Consider the following 16,316-nt stretch of genomic DNA (forward strand, 5'->3'; position numbering starts at 1 on the left):
TTCTAGCCTTGGCTGGCGTATTTTTGTTCCCGTAACGCTTTGACAAAATCTTGGATTTCTAATAGCCAGGTGCTTTCCTTCATCACTGGCGGAATCTGTAATTTGATGGTCATTTGCTCATGATCGACACCCATCGTGGCTTTTAATTTAGTAGCTTTCAATGCTTCAAACAGCTGCTCCACCGAATAATTTTTCGTGCCGACTTTACTCAAAGTAAACGACACCGTCTGCTGCTGCTTGCGGATAGTTTCTAACAAGGCACGATCGCCGTTCATTTTGATCTCGCCCACCGTTAAGAGATGTGCCACTTCTACAGGGTATTCACCGAAACGGTCTAATAGATCATCTTGAAGTTCATCAACTGCTTCTTGGGATTCCAGCTCACGAATTCGTTTGTAGATCTCGATTTTTTGCCGTTCGTCTTCAATATACGAAGTCGGTAAGTAGGCATCGATCCCCAGATCGATCTCGACGGTCGTTTTTTCTGTTTGGGTATTTTTCCCTTGTTTCCGAGTGACTGCTTCAGACAGCATTTGCGAGTACATGTCAAACCCGACTGCATCGATAAAGCCGTGCTGCTGCGCCCCCAATAGATTTCCCGCTCCACGAATCGAAAGATCTCGCATCGCGATTTTGAAACCTGACCCCAACTCGGTAAAGTCCTTAATGGCTTGCAGCCGTTTTTCACTGACTTCATTCAACACTTTTTGCTGTTCATACATGAAATACGCATAGGCGACCCGATTGCTCCGACCGACACGGCCGCGCAGCTGATACAACGTCGAAAGCCCCATGTAATCGGCATTTTCCACAAACAACGTATTGGCATTGGGAATATCCACACCGGTTTCAATGATCGTCGTCGTCACCAACACATCGTATTGCCCTTCAATAAAGTCAAACAGGGTATTTTCCAATTGAATCTCGGTCATTTGCCCGTGGGCATACGCGATTCGTGCGTCTGGCACTAACGCCTGCAGTTCTTCGACTTTCCGCTCGATCGTATCGACACGATTATAGAGATAAAATACTTGACCTCCCCGTGCCATCTCCCGTTGGATCGCTTCTCGCACTGCTCCTGGATTCATCTCCATCACATAGGTTTGGATCGGGTAACGATTTTCTGGTGGTGTTTCGATCACAGATAGGTCCCGTACCCCCAGCATCGACATATGCAATGTTCGTGGGATCGGCGTTGCCGTCAACGTCAACACATCGACTTGCGAACGCAGTTGTTTCAAGCGCTCTTTGTGTTTGACCCCAAACCGTTGTTCTTCATCGATCACCAACAAGCCCAAATCAGCAAACTCGACATCTTTTGACAATAATCGGTGGGTCCCCACCAAAATATCGACTTGCCCTTTGCGCACTTGCTCGATCGTTTCATTCTGCTGTTTTTTCGTCCGAAAACGACTCAGTACCCCAACATTGACGGGGAATCCTTCAAAACGATCGACCATCGTTTCATAGTGCTGCTGCGCCAAGATCGTTGTCGGTACTAAGAAAGCCACTTGTTTGCTTTCTTTGATCGCTTTAAAAGCAGCCCGCAGCGCCACTTCTGTTTTCCCAAAACCAACATCCCCGACTAACAAACGGTCCATCGGCTTTTCTTTTTCCATATCCCGCTTGATCTCTGCCGTACTGCGCAGCTGATCATCGGTTTCCGAATACGGAAAGGCATCTTCAAATTCTTTTTGATAGGCATCGTCTGGTTGAAAGGCATAGCCTTTTTCTGATTCGCGTTTGGCATACAATAAAATCAAATCATCTGCGATGTCTTCAATTTTTGCCGTCACTTTGCGCTTGGTCTTCGCCCACTCGCTGCCACCTAATTTATTGATTTTCGGTGTTTTCGATTCGGAAGCCACATATTTTTGAATCAAATTCAATTGGGTGACTGGAATAAAGAGCTTGTCTTCGTTTTGGTACAAGATCGTCATGTAATCTTGGTGGACGCCATCGACTTCTAAGGTTTCCATGCCGATGTACTTCCCGATCCCATGATTCGCATGGACGACATAATCGCCCGCTTTTAACTCATTGTAGCTTTTGAGCCGTTCCGCATTGGTGACATTTTGCCTGCGGGCTCTTTTTTTGTTCATCTTTTGGAAAATTTCTTTTTCCGTAACCACCACTAGCTTGTCTTGCGGCATTTCAAAGCCGCTTTGCAAACGTTCCACCACGATTTGGGTGCGTCCTGTAAACAGGCGGTCTTGTTGCGTCTGCACGGCATAGATATCATGATCTCGCAGATCTTGCTCTAACTTCTTGGCCCGCTCTTGGTCACTGACCAGAAAAATCACCGTCTGCTGCTGCTTCTCCCAGCGATCGATTTCAACTTTCAAGAGACCCATTTGGCTGAAAAACTGCTGCATCGGCCGGTATTGGAATTGATGGATCGCTTGGAAGCGAATGTTCCCCATTCCTTTTTGGAATAAAGAAAAGAAGCTGGTCACAAAGGTTTCTTTTTGCAGCAGCTGATGGACATCGATCCCGAATTGCTGTTCAGAAAAGACCCGCAGCTCCGCTAATTTTTGGGTATGCCACTCCGCCTCTTCCCGTTCGATCTCACGATTGGTCTCCATGATCCGAGCATAATCATCGATCATCAAAAAGGCATCTTCAGAAAAATAATCTAAGACACTCGTTTGCTGACGATACAGTAAATCCGTGTAATAACGGGCACTTTCACCAGGAATCCCCGCTTGCCATTGAGAAGCCAACTGGCCAAAATAATCTTCTAAAAAGGCGCGATCGGTTGCTTCTTTGGTGACTGCCAACCGTTTGTTCAATAATTCTTGCAGCTGCTTTTGCCCCGCAGCTAAATCTTCCGCTGAGAAAACCAATTCGGTAGTGGGTAAAATAGCCACTTGCTGCAGCGTTTCCACTGAGCGTTGCGTTTCCACGTTGAAAGAACGCATCGAGTCGATTTCTACATCGAATAACTCGATCCGTACGGGATATTCGGCGTTTAATGGATAAATATCGAGGATGCTCCCACGAATACTGAATTCGCCAGGTTTGCCAATCATTGACTGACGTTCGTAACCCATCAAGATCAATTGTTGCGGCAAACGCTCTAAATCGATCTCATCGCCGATCTGCCATTGAAATTGATTGGCTAACCAGGTTTTCTTTTCAGGCAAATACTTTCGCAAAGCCGCCACCGGCAACACATAGATCCCCGTTTTCCCTTGAGAAACAGCATTCAGCGCTGCCACGCGTTCTTCTCTGGCTTCTGGTGAAGAAAAAGCCATTTCGGCTGACAACACTTCATCCACTGGAAAAACGTAGACATCTTCCGTCACATTGCGCAGATCTTCGGCTAGTTGATTTGTATAATAGAGATTAGGTGTCACGACGATCACTTGTTTTTGAAATGCCTGATACACACCAGTGATCGCTAATGTTTTTGCCGATCCAGCTAGACCGGTCAGTAATTGCCGGGGGGCCTGTTCACGTAAACCTGTATGCCAAGCCGCCACTGTCGGCACTTTATTTATTAATTCAATTAAATCCATCTCGGCCCTCCTTAGTTAAATCGATTCATTGTGGCAAGAAAGTCGCCGTTGGTCAAGTAATCACTACTTGCCTCGACCGCTTTATCAATACTTTGTAAAACGATGGGCAGATCGTCTTTTGCAAAAGGACTCAGGACATGATTGACCACGGTTTGTCCTGGACGTGGACGATCGATCCCGATTTTGATACGGTCAAAGACTGTTGAATCCAAATGAGCGATCAAACTCTTGATCCCATTGTGGCCACCTGCACTGCCTTTTTGGCGCAAACGAATTTTCCCTAACGCTAAATCGAGGTCATCATAGACCACCACTAGTTCTTCTTGGTAGATGCCAAAATAGGTCATCAACGGGCCTACCGCACGACCGGATTCATTCATGAAGGTTTGTGGTTTGACCAAAAGGATTTTTTCACCCTTCAAGAAAAACTCTGCCACCTCTGCTTCAAAAGCCGACTTTTTAAAGGTTGCTTGGTACTTTTGTGCCAACGCATCCACTACCATAAAGCCAACATTATGTTTGGTTTTTTCATATTTTTTGCCAGGATTTCCCAAGCCTACAATCATTTTCATTTTTTATTTACGCTCCATTATTTCTAGTTTCAAGCTGATTCTTCATCTATTTTATCGGTTTTCTTATCCAAACACAAAATACTGGGCACACAAATGCGCCCAGTTCTTTTGCTTAGGTAATTATAACACGAAATGGACTGTTATGGTGGCACCCTCTTGCTCAGTTTTTATCTTTCTTAACGAATCTTAATAAAACCTTGATATATCTTCTTTTTGACGTAATAACAAAGAAAGCATTTACAACTGAAACAGCGATATTTTGTGTAATATTGTTGTGCAAATCACATGACAAACATACTTGAAAATGGTAGGATGATAGCGAGTAAAACAATTATGCGGAAGGAATGATACACAGATGACTGCAAAAACGAACAAAAAAGATCACCAAAAGGTAATTCTTGTTGGAGACGGTGCGGTTGGTTCTAGTTACGCGTTTGCGCTGGTGACCCAAAACATTGCGCAAGAAGTCGGAATCATTGATATAAATACAGCAAAAACAGAAGGCGACGCAATTGACTTGTCCCATGCTTTGGCATTTACTTCCCCTAAAAAAATCTATGCCGCTTCTTATGAAGATGCACATGATGCTGATTTAGTCGTTATTACTGCTGGTGCGCCTCAAAAACCAGGCGAAACCCGTTTAGACTTAGTTCATAAAAACTTGAAAATCAACCGTGAAGTAGTTACCCAAATCGTTGATTCAGGCTTTAACGGAATTTTCTTAGTTGCAGCAAACCCAGTCGATATTTTGACTTATTCTACTTGGAAATTCTCAGGCTTCCCGAAAGAACGCGTTATCGGTTCAGGTACCTCATTAGACTCTGCCCGTTTCCGTCAAGCATTGGCTGAATTGGTCGATGTCGATGCCCGTAATGTCCATGCCTATATCTTAGGGGAACACGGCGATTCAGAATTCCCTGTTTGGTCTCATGCCAACGTAGCTGGCCTACAAATCTATGAATGGGTCAAAAACAACCCAGACATCGATGAAGAAGCAATGGTCAACATTTTCTTCAGTGTTCGTGATGCAGCCTACACCATCATCGAGAAAAAAGGTGCGACCTTCTACGGGATCGCGGTAGCCTTAGCACGGATCACTCGTGCGATCTTAGACGATGAAAATGCTGTTCTCCCATTATCTGTGTACATGAACGGCGAATACGGCTTAAACGACTTGTACATCGGTGCGCCTGCAGTCATCAATGCCCAAGGGATTCAAAAAGTAATTGAGATCCCATTAACAGATGGTGAAAAAGACCGGATGGCCGCTTCGGCAAAACAATTAAAAGATATTCTTGATGAAGCTTTTGCAAAATTAGATGCGGAAGACAATCAATAATTTCTTTTCCCTCGTGTTAAATAGTCAATTTTAGTTAGTCAATTATGCGACTGAACGAATCCTCCAGCTCACTCTTTTTCAGAATCCTTTGATCAAGATGGCTTGCTGCCGATTCGTTCAGTTTTTTTATCGTAAGAAATGCGTTTCTACAGCTTGCCTAAAGATAGTTTAAGAATTTTCTATTTTTCATGGAAGTTTCATTTGCCATATTCGCTTTCCCGTGGGAATATGGTATGATTTAAGCGTTATTATCTATTATGCCATTAGAAAAAAGGAGTAGTTGAATGACTCGTTCAAACAAACATACTGACGCCAAGAATAATACGAAGAAAATTGTTCTGATCGTTGTGGCTGCTTTACTCGTAGTGATCGCTGGCGGCTATACCTACCGAAGTACATATTATGCAAACCGTTTTCTACCAAAGACTGAAATCGATGGGATCGACATCAGCAACAAAACCGTTGCCGAGGCCAACGACCTGCTGCATGATCGCTATTCACAAGAAGACTTTACCATCAAAGATGGTGATAGCGAATGGAAAACAGTCAACCTTGCTCAATTTGGTTTGCAGACGGATTTCACCGATGAGCTGCAATCATTAAAAGATGAACAAAATCAGTGGAGCTGGGGAATGGCTTACGTTTCGGCTGCCGAAGAAAAGAAGCTAGACAATCTCTCAGTAGACCAAGACACCTTGACTAGCGAGACCAACACGATCCAAAAAGAACTCGAAACCTTAAATGAAGATCGTACCAAATCGACTGATGCCACGTTGGAAAAAGGCGAAGACGGCTTTTCTATCAAACCAGAAGTTGACGGCGATGCCATCGATGTTGACAAAGCAGTGGCAGACTTGCAAGAAGCCATCGTCAGCGGCGAAAAGGAATTGAATCTCGTTGATTATGTCACAAAACCAAGTGTGACCGCCGATGATCCAGACTTAACGAAAGAAATGGATTCGTTGAATAAAATCGCCAAAGTAACCGGCAATTATACGATCAACGGAAATACGTTTCAAATCCCAAGAGAAACGATCATGGATTGGCTCTCTTATAAAGACGGCAACACAACGATCGACGAAGACAAAGTAAGAAGCTATGTCACATCGATCGGCGAACAATACAATACTAGCACCAATTCTTCGACCTTCCAAAGTACCAAGCAAGGCGAAGTGACAGTCCCAGCCGGTACTCTTAGCTGGACGATCCAAACCGATGCGGAAACAGAAGCATTGATCGAGGCGTTAAAAGCAGGCGAAGACTTCACCCGCACACCGATCGCTCAAGGAAGCACCGATGCAGGCAGCCCGCTGTTTGGCAACACCTATATCGAAGTTGATCTAAAAAACCAACACATGTGGTATTACAAAGATGGCGAGTTAGTGTTGGATACGAAAATTATCTCTGGGAAACCAGCCACACCAACACCAACTGGCGTCTTCTATGTCTGGAACAAAGAAGAAGATGCAACCTTGACTGGTGAAGATTATGCGTCCCCTGTTGATTACTGGATGCCCATCGATTGGACCGGTGTCGGTATCCATGATTCTGATTGGCAGACGGAATACGGTGGCGATCTTTGGAAAACCCGTGGTTCTCACGGCTGTATCAATACTCCGCCAGGCGTGATGAAAGAATTGTACAGCAAAGCCGAAGTCGGTACACCCGTGATCGTGATTTAATCAAAAAAAGAATCAAACCTTTTTATAGACGAACCAAAAGCCGCAAAAGAAAAATCTTTTGCGGCTTTTTTGTTGTCTCCCAAATGTTCCTATTTACAAAGAACGGTTTAATTAATATACTTAATTAACCAATTTAATTAATAAGGAGAAACATTTTGGAAAAAGTCATTTTTATTGATCGTTCTACTTTGGCTGGAAGTCTGATCAAAATTTTCGCCCGCAACATCCAACTGCTGTCCGAGGATCAAATCAGCGTAACTGTTGTGACACCAGAACGTCTGGCGAATTATCGTTTTTCGCAAGAAAAACTCGTTTTGGTCGATCCCTTGCTTTCTTTAACAGATCCGATGATCAAGCAGGCCATCCCACCACGCATCAACCGCCTTTCGTTTCCCGTCAATCATTACAGCGGGATGAATACTGAAGCCATTCTAGAATTGATCCAACAAGCATAACCTAAAAAGGCGGACGGAAACCAATGGTTTCTGCCGCCTTTTCTCATGCCACTTCCCCTTTGCTAGACTATCGCTTCTTCTTGTTCTAACAAAGTAACTTGCTCTCCTTTGTCTTGCAGTGCAGCAACGTGCATCGTGCCCCATTGGCAAAGTGTATCCAATAAGCCGCCTAAGGTTTCTCCATATTCACTCAAGGAATACTCAACTTTAGGTGGTACTTGATTATATGACTTGCGAGTAACGATGTCAGATTCTTCTAATTCCCGCAATTGCTGGGTCAACATTTTTTGACTGATGCCAGGGATCTTCCGCCGTAAATCACTGGGACGTAATGCCCCATGGCGTAAATTACAAAGAATGATTGGTTTCCACTTCCCGCCGATGACATCCATGGTTGCTTCAACACCGATATTATAAATTTTTTCTGCCATTTTTTTCACCTCATTACGCTTGATACCACACAAAGGTTACCAAAAGGTGGGTATCAAACAAAAAAGTACGTACTATACAGTATTACCACCTCATTATATGATGATACCAGAAAAAAATAAAGGAGATGTTTTTATGATCGAAAAATTATCAGATACCGTCACCCTGAACAACGGCAGTGAAATCCCCGGGTTGGGGTTAGGTGTCTTTCAAATCCCTGAAGCTGACACAGCAGAGGTCGTGAAGCAAGCGATTATCAATGGCTATCGCTTGATTGATACAGCAGCGATTTACGGCAACGAAACAGGAACAGGGGAAGGAGTCAAACAAGGCTTACAAGAAACGGGGTTGGCTCGTGAAGAACTCTTTGTCACTTCCAAACTTTGGAACGATCATTTAACTTATGATGAAACGATCCACGCCTTCAATGAAAGTTTGGCCCGCTTAAACCTTGAGTATCTCGACTTGTACTTGATCCATTGGCCAGGAAATCAAGCATTTCAAGAGTCCTGGCGTGCCTTGGAAGACCTCTATGCGGCAGGAAAAATCAAAGCGATCGGAGTCAGCAACTTCCAGATCCATCATCTGGAGCAATTATTGTCCATTGCTAAGGTCGTTCCTGTTATCAATCAGATCGAGCTGCATCCCAAACTGACGCAGCAAGATCTGCGGGCTTTTTGTGCCGAAAAGGGGATTGCGATCCAAGCCTGGTCACCTTTGATGCAAGGCAAACTGCTGAAAGATGACACCGTCTTGGCGATCGCCGATGCACAGCAAAAATCAGCGGCACAAGTGCTTTTACGCTGGGCTATCCAACAAGGGATCTTAGTCAATGTCAAATCGACACACCCCGAGCGAATGATCGCCAATGCAGCGATTTTTGATTTCCATTTATCAGAAGCTGACATGGCCCGCTTGAACGCATTAAATGAAGACTTACGAGTGGGTCCAGATCCAGACACATTCGATTTTCATTAACCAAACGATATACTAAACAAAACCTTAGGAGGAAGTATAATGACAAACACAAACACAGGCTTTTCAATGGTTAACCACGTGGGAATCACCGTCAGCAATCTCGAACGTTCCATCCAATTTTATGAAGCATTAACGGGAAAGAAAATCGCCAATCAAGATACGATCGGCGGCAAACGCATGGCGCAAACGCAAGGATTAGCAGATACACTGATCAAATATGCCAATCTTCATTTAGACAATCTCAACATCGATCTTTTAGAATACGTCGAACCAAAATCCAACAAAGCCAGTTATTCCAATGAACAAATCAGCGCCATGCATCTTTGTTTTGAAGTCGAAGCGATCGATGAAGCCGTTGCTCGTCTAAAAGCCATTGGCGTTGAGCCTGACGGCACCCCCATCGTTTTTGAAGAACAAGATGGTTTAAAAAGCGGTTTCGGGACAGGTGTTGCCTACTTTACAGATCCAGACGGTACCAATCTTGAATTGATTGCACCAAAAGGCCCTTTTCAACGGGGATAAAAAACCGGATGGCGCTGCAAATCGCCATCCGTTTTTTGGCTAGAAGCACGTATTTTTCGATTGTTCCCCTTCATAGAAGCGTTCATAGCGGATACAATAAGTATGTACTCCTCTTTAGTGGCTTCACTTACTTATCCAACAAATCGCACGTGAAAGGTAGTGATCTCGATCGATATTGGACTTTTGTTGTTGATTTTTACGGGTATTTTTTTCATCGTCTTCTGGTGCTTTTACCGAGAAGAACCCAATTATGTATTCGGCTTTCGCACCAAGCGCAGTACAGCCAGTGTCAGCAATTGGCGTTTTGCCCAGCAGTGGTTCTCCTTGTTAGCGATGCTCTTTCTAGGCGGGGTCGTTTTATTGCAGCGCAACGAGCTGATCGCAGAGGCTTTTTACCAAGTAGCCGTTTTTGGCAGCTATCTTCTAGCAGCGCTACTCGTAGAAACGGCACTGTATCTCAAAGATTCACGCACAAGCACCAAAAAGTAAGACAAAAAAGACATTCCAGCGAATGTCTTTTTTCTATTGTTTATTTTGATGATGGATCGTGATCCCCAACACCAAGGCTAAAATCCCTGAAACCACCCAGATAGTGCGGTGGAATAAGATAATCCCTAGCAAGCTGCTTAAGACTGCACCAAAAAAGAAGCCGCCGATGATCAAGGAAATAGAAATGATCTTGGGTGTCACTGATCGGTCCTTCTTAAACCAGCGCATATACAAATAATCAGCCAGTGAACGTAAGTTGCCGGTGGTCATCGTGGTGGCATAGGGCATCCCTGCCAATCGACGATAGGCGGCATATTGAATCGCTGCAAAAAAAGATAACCCCGAATCGATCATGACATTGGGTAATGATCGAGCAAAAAAGCCCAGAACCAAAATACCGATTGCTTCAAAGATCAATGCGGCATTTTGCCAAACGATCCAGCCCCCTGTCGGAAAATGATGCTGCAGATAATTCGTCACTACGATCCCCACTAAAAACATGAAGATTGGTGGCAGATACCGAAAGGCTTGTTCAAACTGCCCCGTTGAAAGATTGATCCCTAACAAAATGACATTCCCCGACTGCATACTTGCAAACACTTCCCCGTGAAACAAGTAGGTATACGCATCTAAAAAACCGCCCGCCATAGCAAGAAGAATCCCCACTGGTAAACTTTCATGCACGACAAACTCCGATTTTCTTTTGGCACTGCTCAAACTTTTTTCCATTGGTTTCGCCTCTTGTTTTTTATACTTTCTGACAGCTTAACGCTTAAAAACGCCGACAACTCGTTATCTTTTGCGGCGTTTAGGTGACTTTTTCGATAGCTGACAAATCAACCACCCCAAAAGAACGGCGGTCAGTGCTCCAGCTGAATCTAGCATGACATCTTGAAAAAGCGGCGTCCGTCCTCCCGTCAGCATTTGATGGTATTCATCGATCCCAGCGTAGCCGGTGGCTGCCAACCAAGCAAAAAAAGCGGCTAGCCAAAAAGGCTGTTTTCGCAAACTAAGCGTTAAGAACAAACTGCCCCCTAAGACAAAATAAGTGAAGAAATGCGCACCTTTGCGAATGAAAAATTCCACAAATGAGAAATAGCCTTTTTCCGCAATACTGATCTCCGACCCAGCATAGGAAAAAGAGATCGTCTCCAGCCAATCTTTCAATGGTTCATTTTTTAAGATTCGTGAAAGCAACCCGATTTGTGATTGCTGCTCATAGGTTTGTGAAGAGCTGATAAAGAGGATGACCATTACCGCAATTGCGATACAAAAGTAAAAGTTCGGTTCTTTCAGTAATTTTTTCATAGTTTTCACTCCTCATTTTCCTATCTTACCATTTTCATTTGGTGATGCAACTGTTTTTCCCGCAAACCGTGGAGACATTGCACACACAAAAAGAGTGCTTCCATGAAGATTAGAAGCACTCTTTCTTTTTAAAAATAGCCATCGGTATGAAAAGCCGTCACCCGTTTGGTTGTGAGATCTTTGGGCTTGTGGCGTTCAGCTCCTTCAACGATTCTCAGGGCTGTTTTGCGTTTTTTTCTCCAGTAAATAATGACGAACCCATCTCGTAGCCTTCTACATAATGATTCAACCGCTCGACGACCTCTGCTGCCGCTTCTTGTGACGGCGTGATGATCAATAAAATATCAAACCCTGCAATCGTGCCGACAATTTCTGGCAGCTCCATTTCATCAAGATAATTGGCGATTACATCGGCGCCATTTTCAGCCGTATGAACGACAACTAAAAAGTCAATCTGCGTAATCTTTTTTAGGTACTCATACATCGAAAACGCAATTCTGTCTTCTAGATCCTGCTCTTTGGATTCAAAGATCGAATAATACGGTCGGCCATTTTTGGCATAGGTTTTAGCGATGTTCATTTCCCGCATGTCCCTAGAAATCGTGGCTTGGGTAGCTGAAACATTTTCTTTTTTTAATAAATTCATCAATTCTTCTTGAGACTCAATCCGATGTAGGACAAAGAGTTTTTTGATAATTGCTTGTCGCTCTTTTTTTTTCATTTACTTGATCCGCTCCTCTCACGTCGCCTCGCTTATTGAAATAGTTGATTCATCTTGTTCACTTCTTGAAACGCAGCTTACAAGAACAACATCGAGAAGATTAAAATGGCAAGATTGGAAATTCCGATAACCAGTAACGGTTTGCGCATAAAGCGAGTCCAAGTAGAATAGTTGACCCGCGCCAGCTCCAATCCGCCCATCACGACGCCAGAAGTTGGTGTGATCAAATTCACTAATCCACAACCAGCAGTAAAGATCATGACCATGACGTTCGGATTGAGTCCGATGCTTTGCGCCAAAGCACCCATGATAGGGATCGATACATATGCCAGTCCTGAAGTTGATGGAATCAAGAACGATAAGAGCAGATACAAAATATAAGCGCCAATTACGAACAGGACAGGTGATAACCCTTCTAAAAGATGGGAAGCCCGATCCAAAATAAACAGATCCAAGTACGTTGTTTGCATAATGTAGGAAGCCCCCCGTGCCACAACGATGATCAAGACAACGGATAAAATGTCTTTGACCCCATCGATAAAGTTGGTCACGATTTCTTTTTCTGAGAATCCTTGAATCAATGCAATGATGATACTGATGTAGAAGAACCACATAGCCAAATCACCAAAATACCATTCACCGAAGCTATTCCCGGTCAAAAAGGCGGTCCAACCGTCAAACACATGGATATCAAAGTCGCCCCAAGGAATCAAGGAAACCACCATGATCACAAAGGATAAGCCAAAAATCGTCAAAATCAGGCGATGCTTTTGCGTAAACGCCAAGGCTTCGTTCGTGTCTTTGACAAAATGCTCTTCCATTTCTTTTTGCTCTTGCAGCGATAAGATTGTGGAGCCTTTGTCGGCTTTGACTTTTTTGGCATAAGACATCACCACAAAGATACAATACGCGGTCGTGACTAACCAAAGCAATGCGCCAACTACTAGGATCGTGCCATTATTCGGAGCAATATCGATGCTTCGTAAGGCATCCATTGCCACTCCCGTAGCAAAGGGGTTAACGGTGGAGCCGATCACACCAGCACCCAACATGACGGTTCCTGCTGCGACGATCGTATCAAAGCCCGATGCCACCATTGTGATTGCTAATAAGGAATAGAACGGAATCGTTTCTTCCGCCATTCCATAAGTTGAGCCACCAATTGAAAACAACACCATCAAAATCGGGATCAAAATCAACTCGTTGCCTTTGAGTTTTTTGACCAAATGCTGAATACCAGCTTCTAAAGCGCCTGTTCGTGTGACAATATTCAAAAAGCCACCCAAACAAAGAATAAACACACAGATCTCGATCGCATCACGAAATCCGTTAAAAGGCGCCATAAAGAAATCAGAAAACTTGGCACCGACGACTTGGCTGACCATCTCTTCTTGGCCTGCTGGTAATGAAGGTGCAAAGGGCTGACCGGCTAGTAGCCAAGAAGCGACCGTCAACGCAATAATGATCAGAAATAAGATACTGAAAGATGTCAGCGACTTTTTTTCTTTTTGCTTTTTTTTCATCTTCGTTCCTCCTCTATTGAATCAGTCTTAGGTGCAAATTGCCAACAGCTAGTCTGTCTGTGGTCAATTCGCAACATGGGAAAAATAATCTTTGTCATAAATAATGAGTTCTTTGTAACGATAATAAATCTTTCTTTTATGCACGAGCGCCTTGATGGTTTGACTGACCGTCTCTCGGGTCGTTCCACTGTATTTAGCAATATCATTGATAAAAACTGGAAAAGGAATGCGAATCTGCTCTCCTTGTGACTGTCCGTGCTCAATCATCAAGAGACCGATCGTATTGACGACTCTTGTCTGCGCGCTAGAGGTGACACAGTACTCCACTCGGCGTCTTTGCTTCTCCAACTGCTGGCTCATTTGCTGATTCAGCCACAGCAACTGACTTGTAGATGAAACAACCAGCGGTTCAAACAGCGACATCGCTGCAAACTGCACGACAATGTCTGTTGCAGCGAATGCCGATACATCATAGTTGTCTCTTTCAAACAAGCCAATCAAAGGAAATAACTGATCAGGCCCAACAAAATCTACATAACAATAGGAATCAGTTCCGTCGGTTTTTTCGATCCGTACGAGACCTTCGATCACATGGAATATCCGATCTCTTACGTCGCCTTCATAAAAAAGCACTTGGCCTTTTTTGTACGTACGGCAGTAAATATGCTCCTTCAATCGCTGTTGATTTTCTTCTTCCAGCCATTGAAAGCTATTCGCTCTTGTTGATGGATCTTTTATTTGGTAGTCGATCATTTCTCTCACTCCAATGTTTTGGACTTGCTTTGCTACTTCGCTTATTTCCAGGTGATCTGTGTACCAGCGTCTTCAATTTCTGCCAGCTTATCTAAGGAAGTAATCACTGCCCGTTTTTCTGTGCCCATTTTGACAAAATTCAAAGCTGCTTGTACTTTCGGTAACATGCTTCCCGGTGAAAAATGCCCTTCATCGACATAGGTTTCCAATTCAGCGGCGGTCACATGATCCAACCACTGCTCATTTTCCTTGCCAAAGTTCAAAGCGATTTTTTCCACGCCCGTCAAAATGATCAGCTGATCCGCATCGATTAAACGAGCCAATTTTTCAGAAGCAAAATCTTTATCGATCACGGCTTCAACCCCCAGCCCATTATCTAACACGGGAATGCCCCCACCGCCTGCGCAAATAACGATCGTGTTTTGTTCAATCAGCGCCTTGATGCTGGCAACTTCTTGAATCGCTTGTGGTGCTGGACTGGCAACGACTTTCCGCCAACCACGACCAGCATCTTCACGATAGATGGCATCTGTTGCCGCCATGGCTTCTTTGGCAGCTGTTTCCGTTAAGAAAGGACCGATCGGTTTGGTCGGATGGGCAAATGCTGGATCTTGTGCATCGACTGTAATTTCCGTCACCACTGTCACCACCGGCTTAGCCATTTGGGCTTCTTTCAACTGGATTCTCAGCTCATTTTGTAACCAATAGCCAATACTGCCTTGCGTCATTGCCACGCAGGTATCTAAAGGCATCGCTGGGTTTTTGCTAGAATCACTGGCTTGTTGCTGCAAAACCAAATTTCCCACTTGAGGCCCATTCCCATGGGTAATGATCAAATGAACGTCTTTTTGGATTAGGGGAATTAAATACTCGACGGTCTGTTTAAGCCGTTCTTTTTGCCCTTTGGCACTGGCATCATCTGCTAGGATAGCGTTGCCGCCAAGGGCGACAACGATCGTTGGTTTCTTTTCACTCATCTGCTCACTGCTCCTTCTTACACGCTAGGAATAAAGAGATCGCCTAAGGTTACTGCCATGATTGCTTTGATCGAGTGCATTCGGTTTTCAGCCTCTTCAAATTGACGGCCCCATTGACTGCGGAAAATGTCGTCTGTGATCTCCATTTCAGAAATGCCGAATTTTTCTTCGATCATTTTTCCATACGTCGTATTCGTATCATGGAACGCTGGCAAGCAGTGAAGCACGATCAAGCCATCGTCTTGTTTTCCAGTCGCCATTACCATTTCGCGGTTGATTTGGTAATCTTTCAACAGCTTCACCCGTTCTTCAAACTGGTCTTCTTCCCCCATTGAAACCCAAACATCGGTATACAGAACATCGGCATCTTTGACGCCTTTTTGAATATCGTCTGTTACCATCAGCTGACTGCCAGATTCTTTGGCAAATTTGTTGGCATAGTCTGTCACTTCTTCAGCTGGGAAAAGTTCTTTTGGTGCACAGATGCGAACATTGACACCTAAAATCGCCCCCGTCACTAACAAACTATTCGCCATATTGTTTCGGCCATCGCCCACATAGACTAACGTAATGTTTTCTAATGTACCGAAGTTTTCTTTGATCGTCATGAAGTCAGCGATCATTTGGGTTGGATGCCATTCATCGGTCAAGCCATTCCAAACAGGAACGCCAGAGAATTTGGCTAAATCTTCAACGACTTGTTGGCTGAACCCGCGGAACTCAATGCCATCAAACATGCTGCCTAAAACTCTGGCGGTATCTTCAACGGATTCTTTTTTGCCTAGCTGGATATCATTCGCACCTAAAAATTCTGGATGGGCACCAAGATCGATGGCAGCCGTCGTAAATGCCGCCCGTGTCCGAGTCGACGTTTTTTCAAATAAGAGGGCGATGTTCTTGCCTTCCAAATAGCGATGAGAAATATTTTGCTTTTTCAACTGTTTCAAATAGATTGAAAAATCAATCAGGTATTCTAACTCGGCTTTCGTAAAATCTTTTTCTGCTAAGAAGCTTCTTCCTTTAAATACTTGTTTCATTAGTAATTCC

The 16,316-nt window shown here is 44.1% G+C and carries 16 protein-coding genes; 6 read left to right on the forward strand and 10 right to left on the reverse strand.

The window, feature by feature from the left end:
- Positions 1 to 2: 2 nt before the first annotated feature.
- Positions 3 to 3,521, reverse strand: coding sequence for a transcription-repair coupling factor (mfd, locus tag IGI96_RS06180; RefSeq protein WP_016608449.1), 3,519 nt, complete (start codon positions 3,519 to 3,521; stop codon positions 3 to 5).
- 11 nt (positions 3,522 to 3,532) lie between these two features.
- A complete protein-coding gene (pth, locus tag IGI96_RS06185; protein WP_015510502.1) occupies positions 3,533 to 4,093 on the reverse strand; it encodes an aminoacyl-tRNA hydrolase in 561 nt (186 codons plus the stop codon).
- A gap of 355 nt (positions 4,094 to 4,448) precedes the next feature.
- On the opposite strand from pth, the gene IGI96_RS06190 reads away from it, so the two are divergent.
- The 3 genes from IGI96_RS06190 to IGI96_RS06200 all read left to right on the forward strand — a co-directional run bounded on the left by IGI96_RS06190 (position 4,449) and on the right by IGI96_RS06200 (position 7,569).
- Positions 4,449 to 5,432, forward strand: a complete 984-nt coding sequence (locus IGI96_RS06190; RefSeq protein WP_005230720.1) for an L-lactate dehydrogenase — start codon at positions 4,449 to 4,451, stop codon at positions 5,430 to 5,432.
- 284 nt (positions 5,433 to 5,716) lie between these two features.
- On the forward strand, positions 5,717 to 7,114 hold the full coding sequence (locus tag IGI96_RS06195; RefSeq protein ID WP_438784957.1) for a L,D-transpeptidase family protein: 1,398 nt from the start codon (positions 5,717 to 5,719) through the stop codon (positions 7,112 to 7,114).
- Positions 7,115 to 7,269: 155 nt separating this feature from the next.
- On the forward strand, positions 7,270 to 7,569 hold the full coding sequence (locus tag IGI96_RS06200; protein WP_086338749.1) for a hypothetical protein: 300 nt from the start codon (positions 7,270 to 7,272) through the stop codon (positions 7,567 to 7,569).
- 62 nt (positions 7,570 to 7,631) lie between these two features.
- Here the strand turns inward: IGI96_RS06200 and IGI96_RS06205 are convergent, their stop codons facing one another.
- A complete protein-coding gene (locus tag IGI96_RS06205) occupies positions 7,632 to 8,000 on the reverse strand; it encodes a winged helix-turn-helix transcriptional regulator (RefSeq protein WP_016608452.1) in 369 nt (122 codons plus the stop codon).
- A 97-nt stretch (positions 8,001 to 8,097) separates the two neighbouring features.
- Here IGI96_RS06205 and IGI96_RS06210 point away from each other — a divergent pair, with 97 nt between their 5' ends.
- From IGI96_RS06210 to IGI96_RS06220, 3 genes are all read left to right on the forward strand, one after another.
- A complete protein-coding gene (locus IGI96_RS06210) occupies positions 8,098 to 8,976 on the forward strand; it encodes an aldo/keto reductase (RefSeq protein WP_375838819.1) in 879 nt (292 codons plus the stop codon).
- 39 nt (positions 8,977 to 9,015) lie between these two features.
- Complete coding sequence (locus IGI96_RS06215) at positions 9,016 to 9,498, forward strand: VOC family protein (protein ID WP_086338751.1); 483 nt, start codon at positions 9,016 to 9,018, stop codon at positions 9,496 to 9,498.
- A 159-nt stretch (positions 9,499 to 9,657) separates the two neighbouring features.
- Positions 9,658 to 9,987, forward strand: coding sequence for an SdpI family protein (locus tag IGI96_RS06220; RefSeq protein ID WP_016608455.1), 330 nt, complete (start codon positions 9,658 to 9,660; stop codon positions 9,985 to 9,987).
- A 33-nt stretch (positions 9,988 to 10,020) separates the two neighbouring features.
- Here IGI96_RS06220 and IGI96_RS06225 read toward each other — a convergent pair whose 3' ends face one another.
- From IGI96_RS06225 to argF, 7 genes are all read right to left on the reverse strand, one after another.
- A complete protein-coding gene (locus IGI96_RS06225; RefSeq protein WP_086338752.1) occupies positions 10,021 to 10,716 on the reverse strand; it encodes a YoaK family protein in 696 nt (231 codons plus the stop codon).
- A 63-nt stretch (positions 10,717 to 10,779) separates the two neighbouring features.
- Positions 10,780 to 11,295 carry a VanZ family protein gene (locus tag IGI96_RS06230; protein ID WP_086338753.1) on the reverse strand — a complete coding sequence of 172 codons (516 nt, stop codon included), beginning with the start codon at positions 11,293 to 11,295 and terminating at the stop codon, positions 10,780 to 10,782.
- A 214-nt stretch (positions 11,296 to 11,509) separates the two neighbouring features.
- Entirely contained in the window at positions 11,510 to 12,016 is a 507-nt protein-coding gene (locus IGI96_RS06235) for an arginine repressor (RefSeq protein ID WP_005230706.1), read from the reverse strand.
- A gap of 77 nt (positions 12,017 to 12,093) precedes the next feature.
- Complete coding sequence (locus IGI96_RS06240) at positions 12,094 to 13,539, reverse strand: YfcC family protein (RefSeq protein ID WP_438784958.1); 1,446 nt, start codon at positions 13,537 to 13,539, stop codon at positions 12,094 to 12,096.
- A 63-nt stretch (positions 13,540 to 13,602) separates the two neighbouring features.
- On the reverse strand, positions 13,603 to 14,292 hold the full coding sequence (locus IGI96_RS06245) for a Crp/Fnr family transcriptional regulator (protein ID WP_005230704.1): 690 nt from the start codon (positions 14,290 to 14,292) through the stop codon (positions 13,603 to 13,605).
- Between the two features lie 41 nt (positions 14,293 to 14,333).
- Complete coding sequence (gene arcC, locus IGI96_RS06250; RefSeq protein WP_086338755.1) at positions 14,334 to 15,269, reverse strand: carbamate kinase; 936 nt, start codon at positions 15,267 to 15,269, stop codon at positions 14,334 to 14,336.
- A gap of 17 nt (positions 15,270 to 15,286) precedes the next feature.
- Positions 15,287 to 16,306 carry an ornithine carbamoyltransferase gene (argF, locus tag IGI96_RS06255; protein ID WP_086338756.1) on the reverse strand — a complete coding sequence of 340 codons (1,020 nt, stop codon included), beginning with the start codon at positions 16,304 to 16,306 and terminating at the stop codon, positions 15,287 to 15,289.
- Positions 16,307 to 16,316 lie beyond the last annotated feature (10 nt).

It is taken from the genome of Enterococcus sp. DIV0421 (genome assembly GCF_051713745.1).
Lineage (GTDB): Bacteria > Bacillota > Bacilli > Lactobacillales > Enterococcaceae > Enterococcus_D > Enterococcus_D casseliflavus.

Coding starts and splice junctions, on each gene's coding strand:
- mfd (WP_016608449.1), bottom strand. CDS start 3,521: ATGGATTTAATTGAATTAATAAATAAAGTGCCGACAGTGGCGGCTTGG.
- pth (WP_015510502.1), bottom strand. CDS start 4,093: ATGAAAATGATTGTAGGCTTGGGAAATCCTGGCAAAAAATATGAAAAA.
- IGI96_RS06190 (WP_005230720.1), top strand. CDS start 4,449: ATGACTGCAAAAACGAACAAAAAAGATCACCAAAAGGTAATTCTTGTT.
- IGI96_RS06195 (WP_438784957.1), top strand. CDS start 5,717: ATGACTCGTTCAAACAAACATACTGACGCCAAGAATAATACGAAGAAA.
- IGI96_RS06205 (WP_016608452.1), bottom strand. CDS start 8,000: ATGGCAGAAAAAATTTATAATATCGGTGTTGAAGCAACCATGGATGTC.
- IGI96_RS06210 (WP_375838819.1), top strand. CDS start 8,098: ATGATGATACCAGAAAAAAATAAAGGAGATGTTTTTATGATCGAAAAA.
- IGI96_RS06215 (WP_086338751.1), top strand. CDS start 9,016: ATGACAAACACAAACACAGGCTTTTCAATGGTTAACCACGTGGGAATC.
- IGI96_RS06225 (WP_086338752.1), bottom strand. CDS start 10,716: ATGGAAAAAAGTTTGAGCAGTGCCAAAAGAAAATCGGAGTTTGTCGTG.
- IGI96_RS06230 (WP_086338753.1), bottom strand. CDS start 11,295: ATGAAAAAATTACTGAAAGAACCGAACTTTTACTTTTGTATCGCAATT.
- IGI96_RS06235 (WP_005230706.1), bottom strand. CDS start 12,016: ATGAAAAAAAAAGAGCGACAAGCAATTATCAAAAAACTCTTTGTCCTA.
- IGI96_RS06240 (WP_438784958.1), bottom strand. CDS start 13,539: ATGAAAAAAAAGCAAAAAGAAAAAAAGTCGCTGACATCTTTCAGTATC.
- IGI96_RS06245 (WP_005230704.1), bottom strand. CDS start 14,292: ATGATCGACTACCAAATAAAAGATCCATCAACAAGAGCGAATAGCTTT.
- arcC (WP_086338755.1), bottom strand. CDS start 15,269: ATGAGTGAAAAGAAACCAACGATCGTTGTCGCCCTTGGCGGCAACGCT.
- argF (WP_086338756.1), bottom strand. CDS start 16,306: ATGAAACAAGTATTTAAAGGAAGAAGCTTCTTAGCAGAAAAAGATTTT.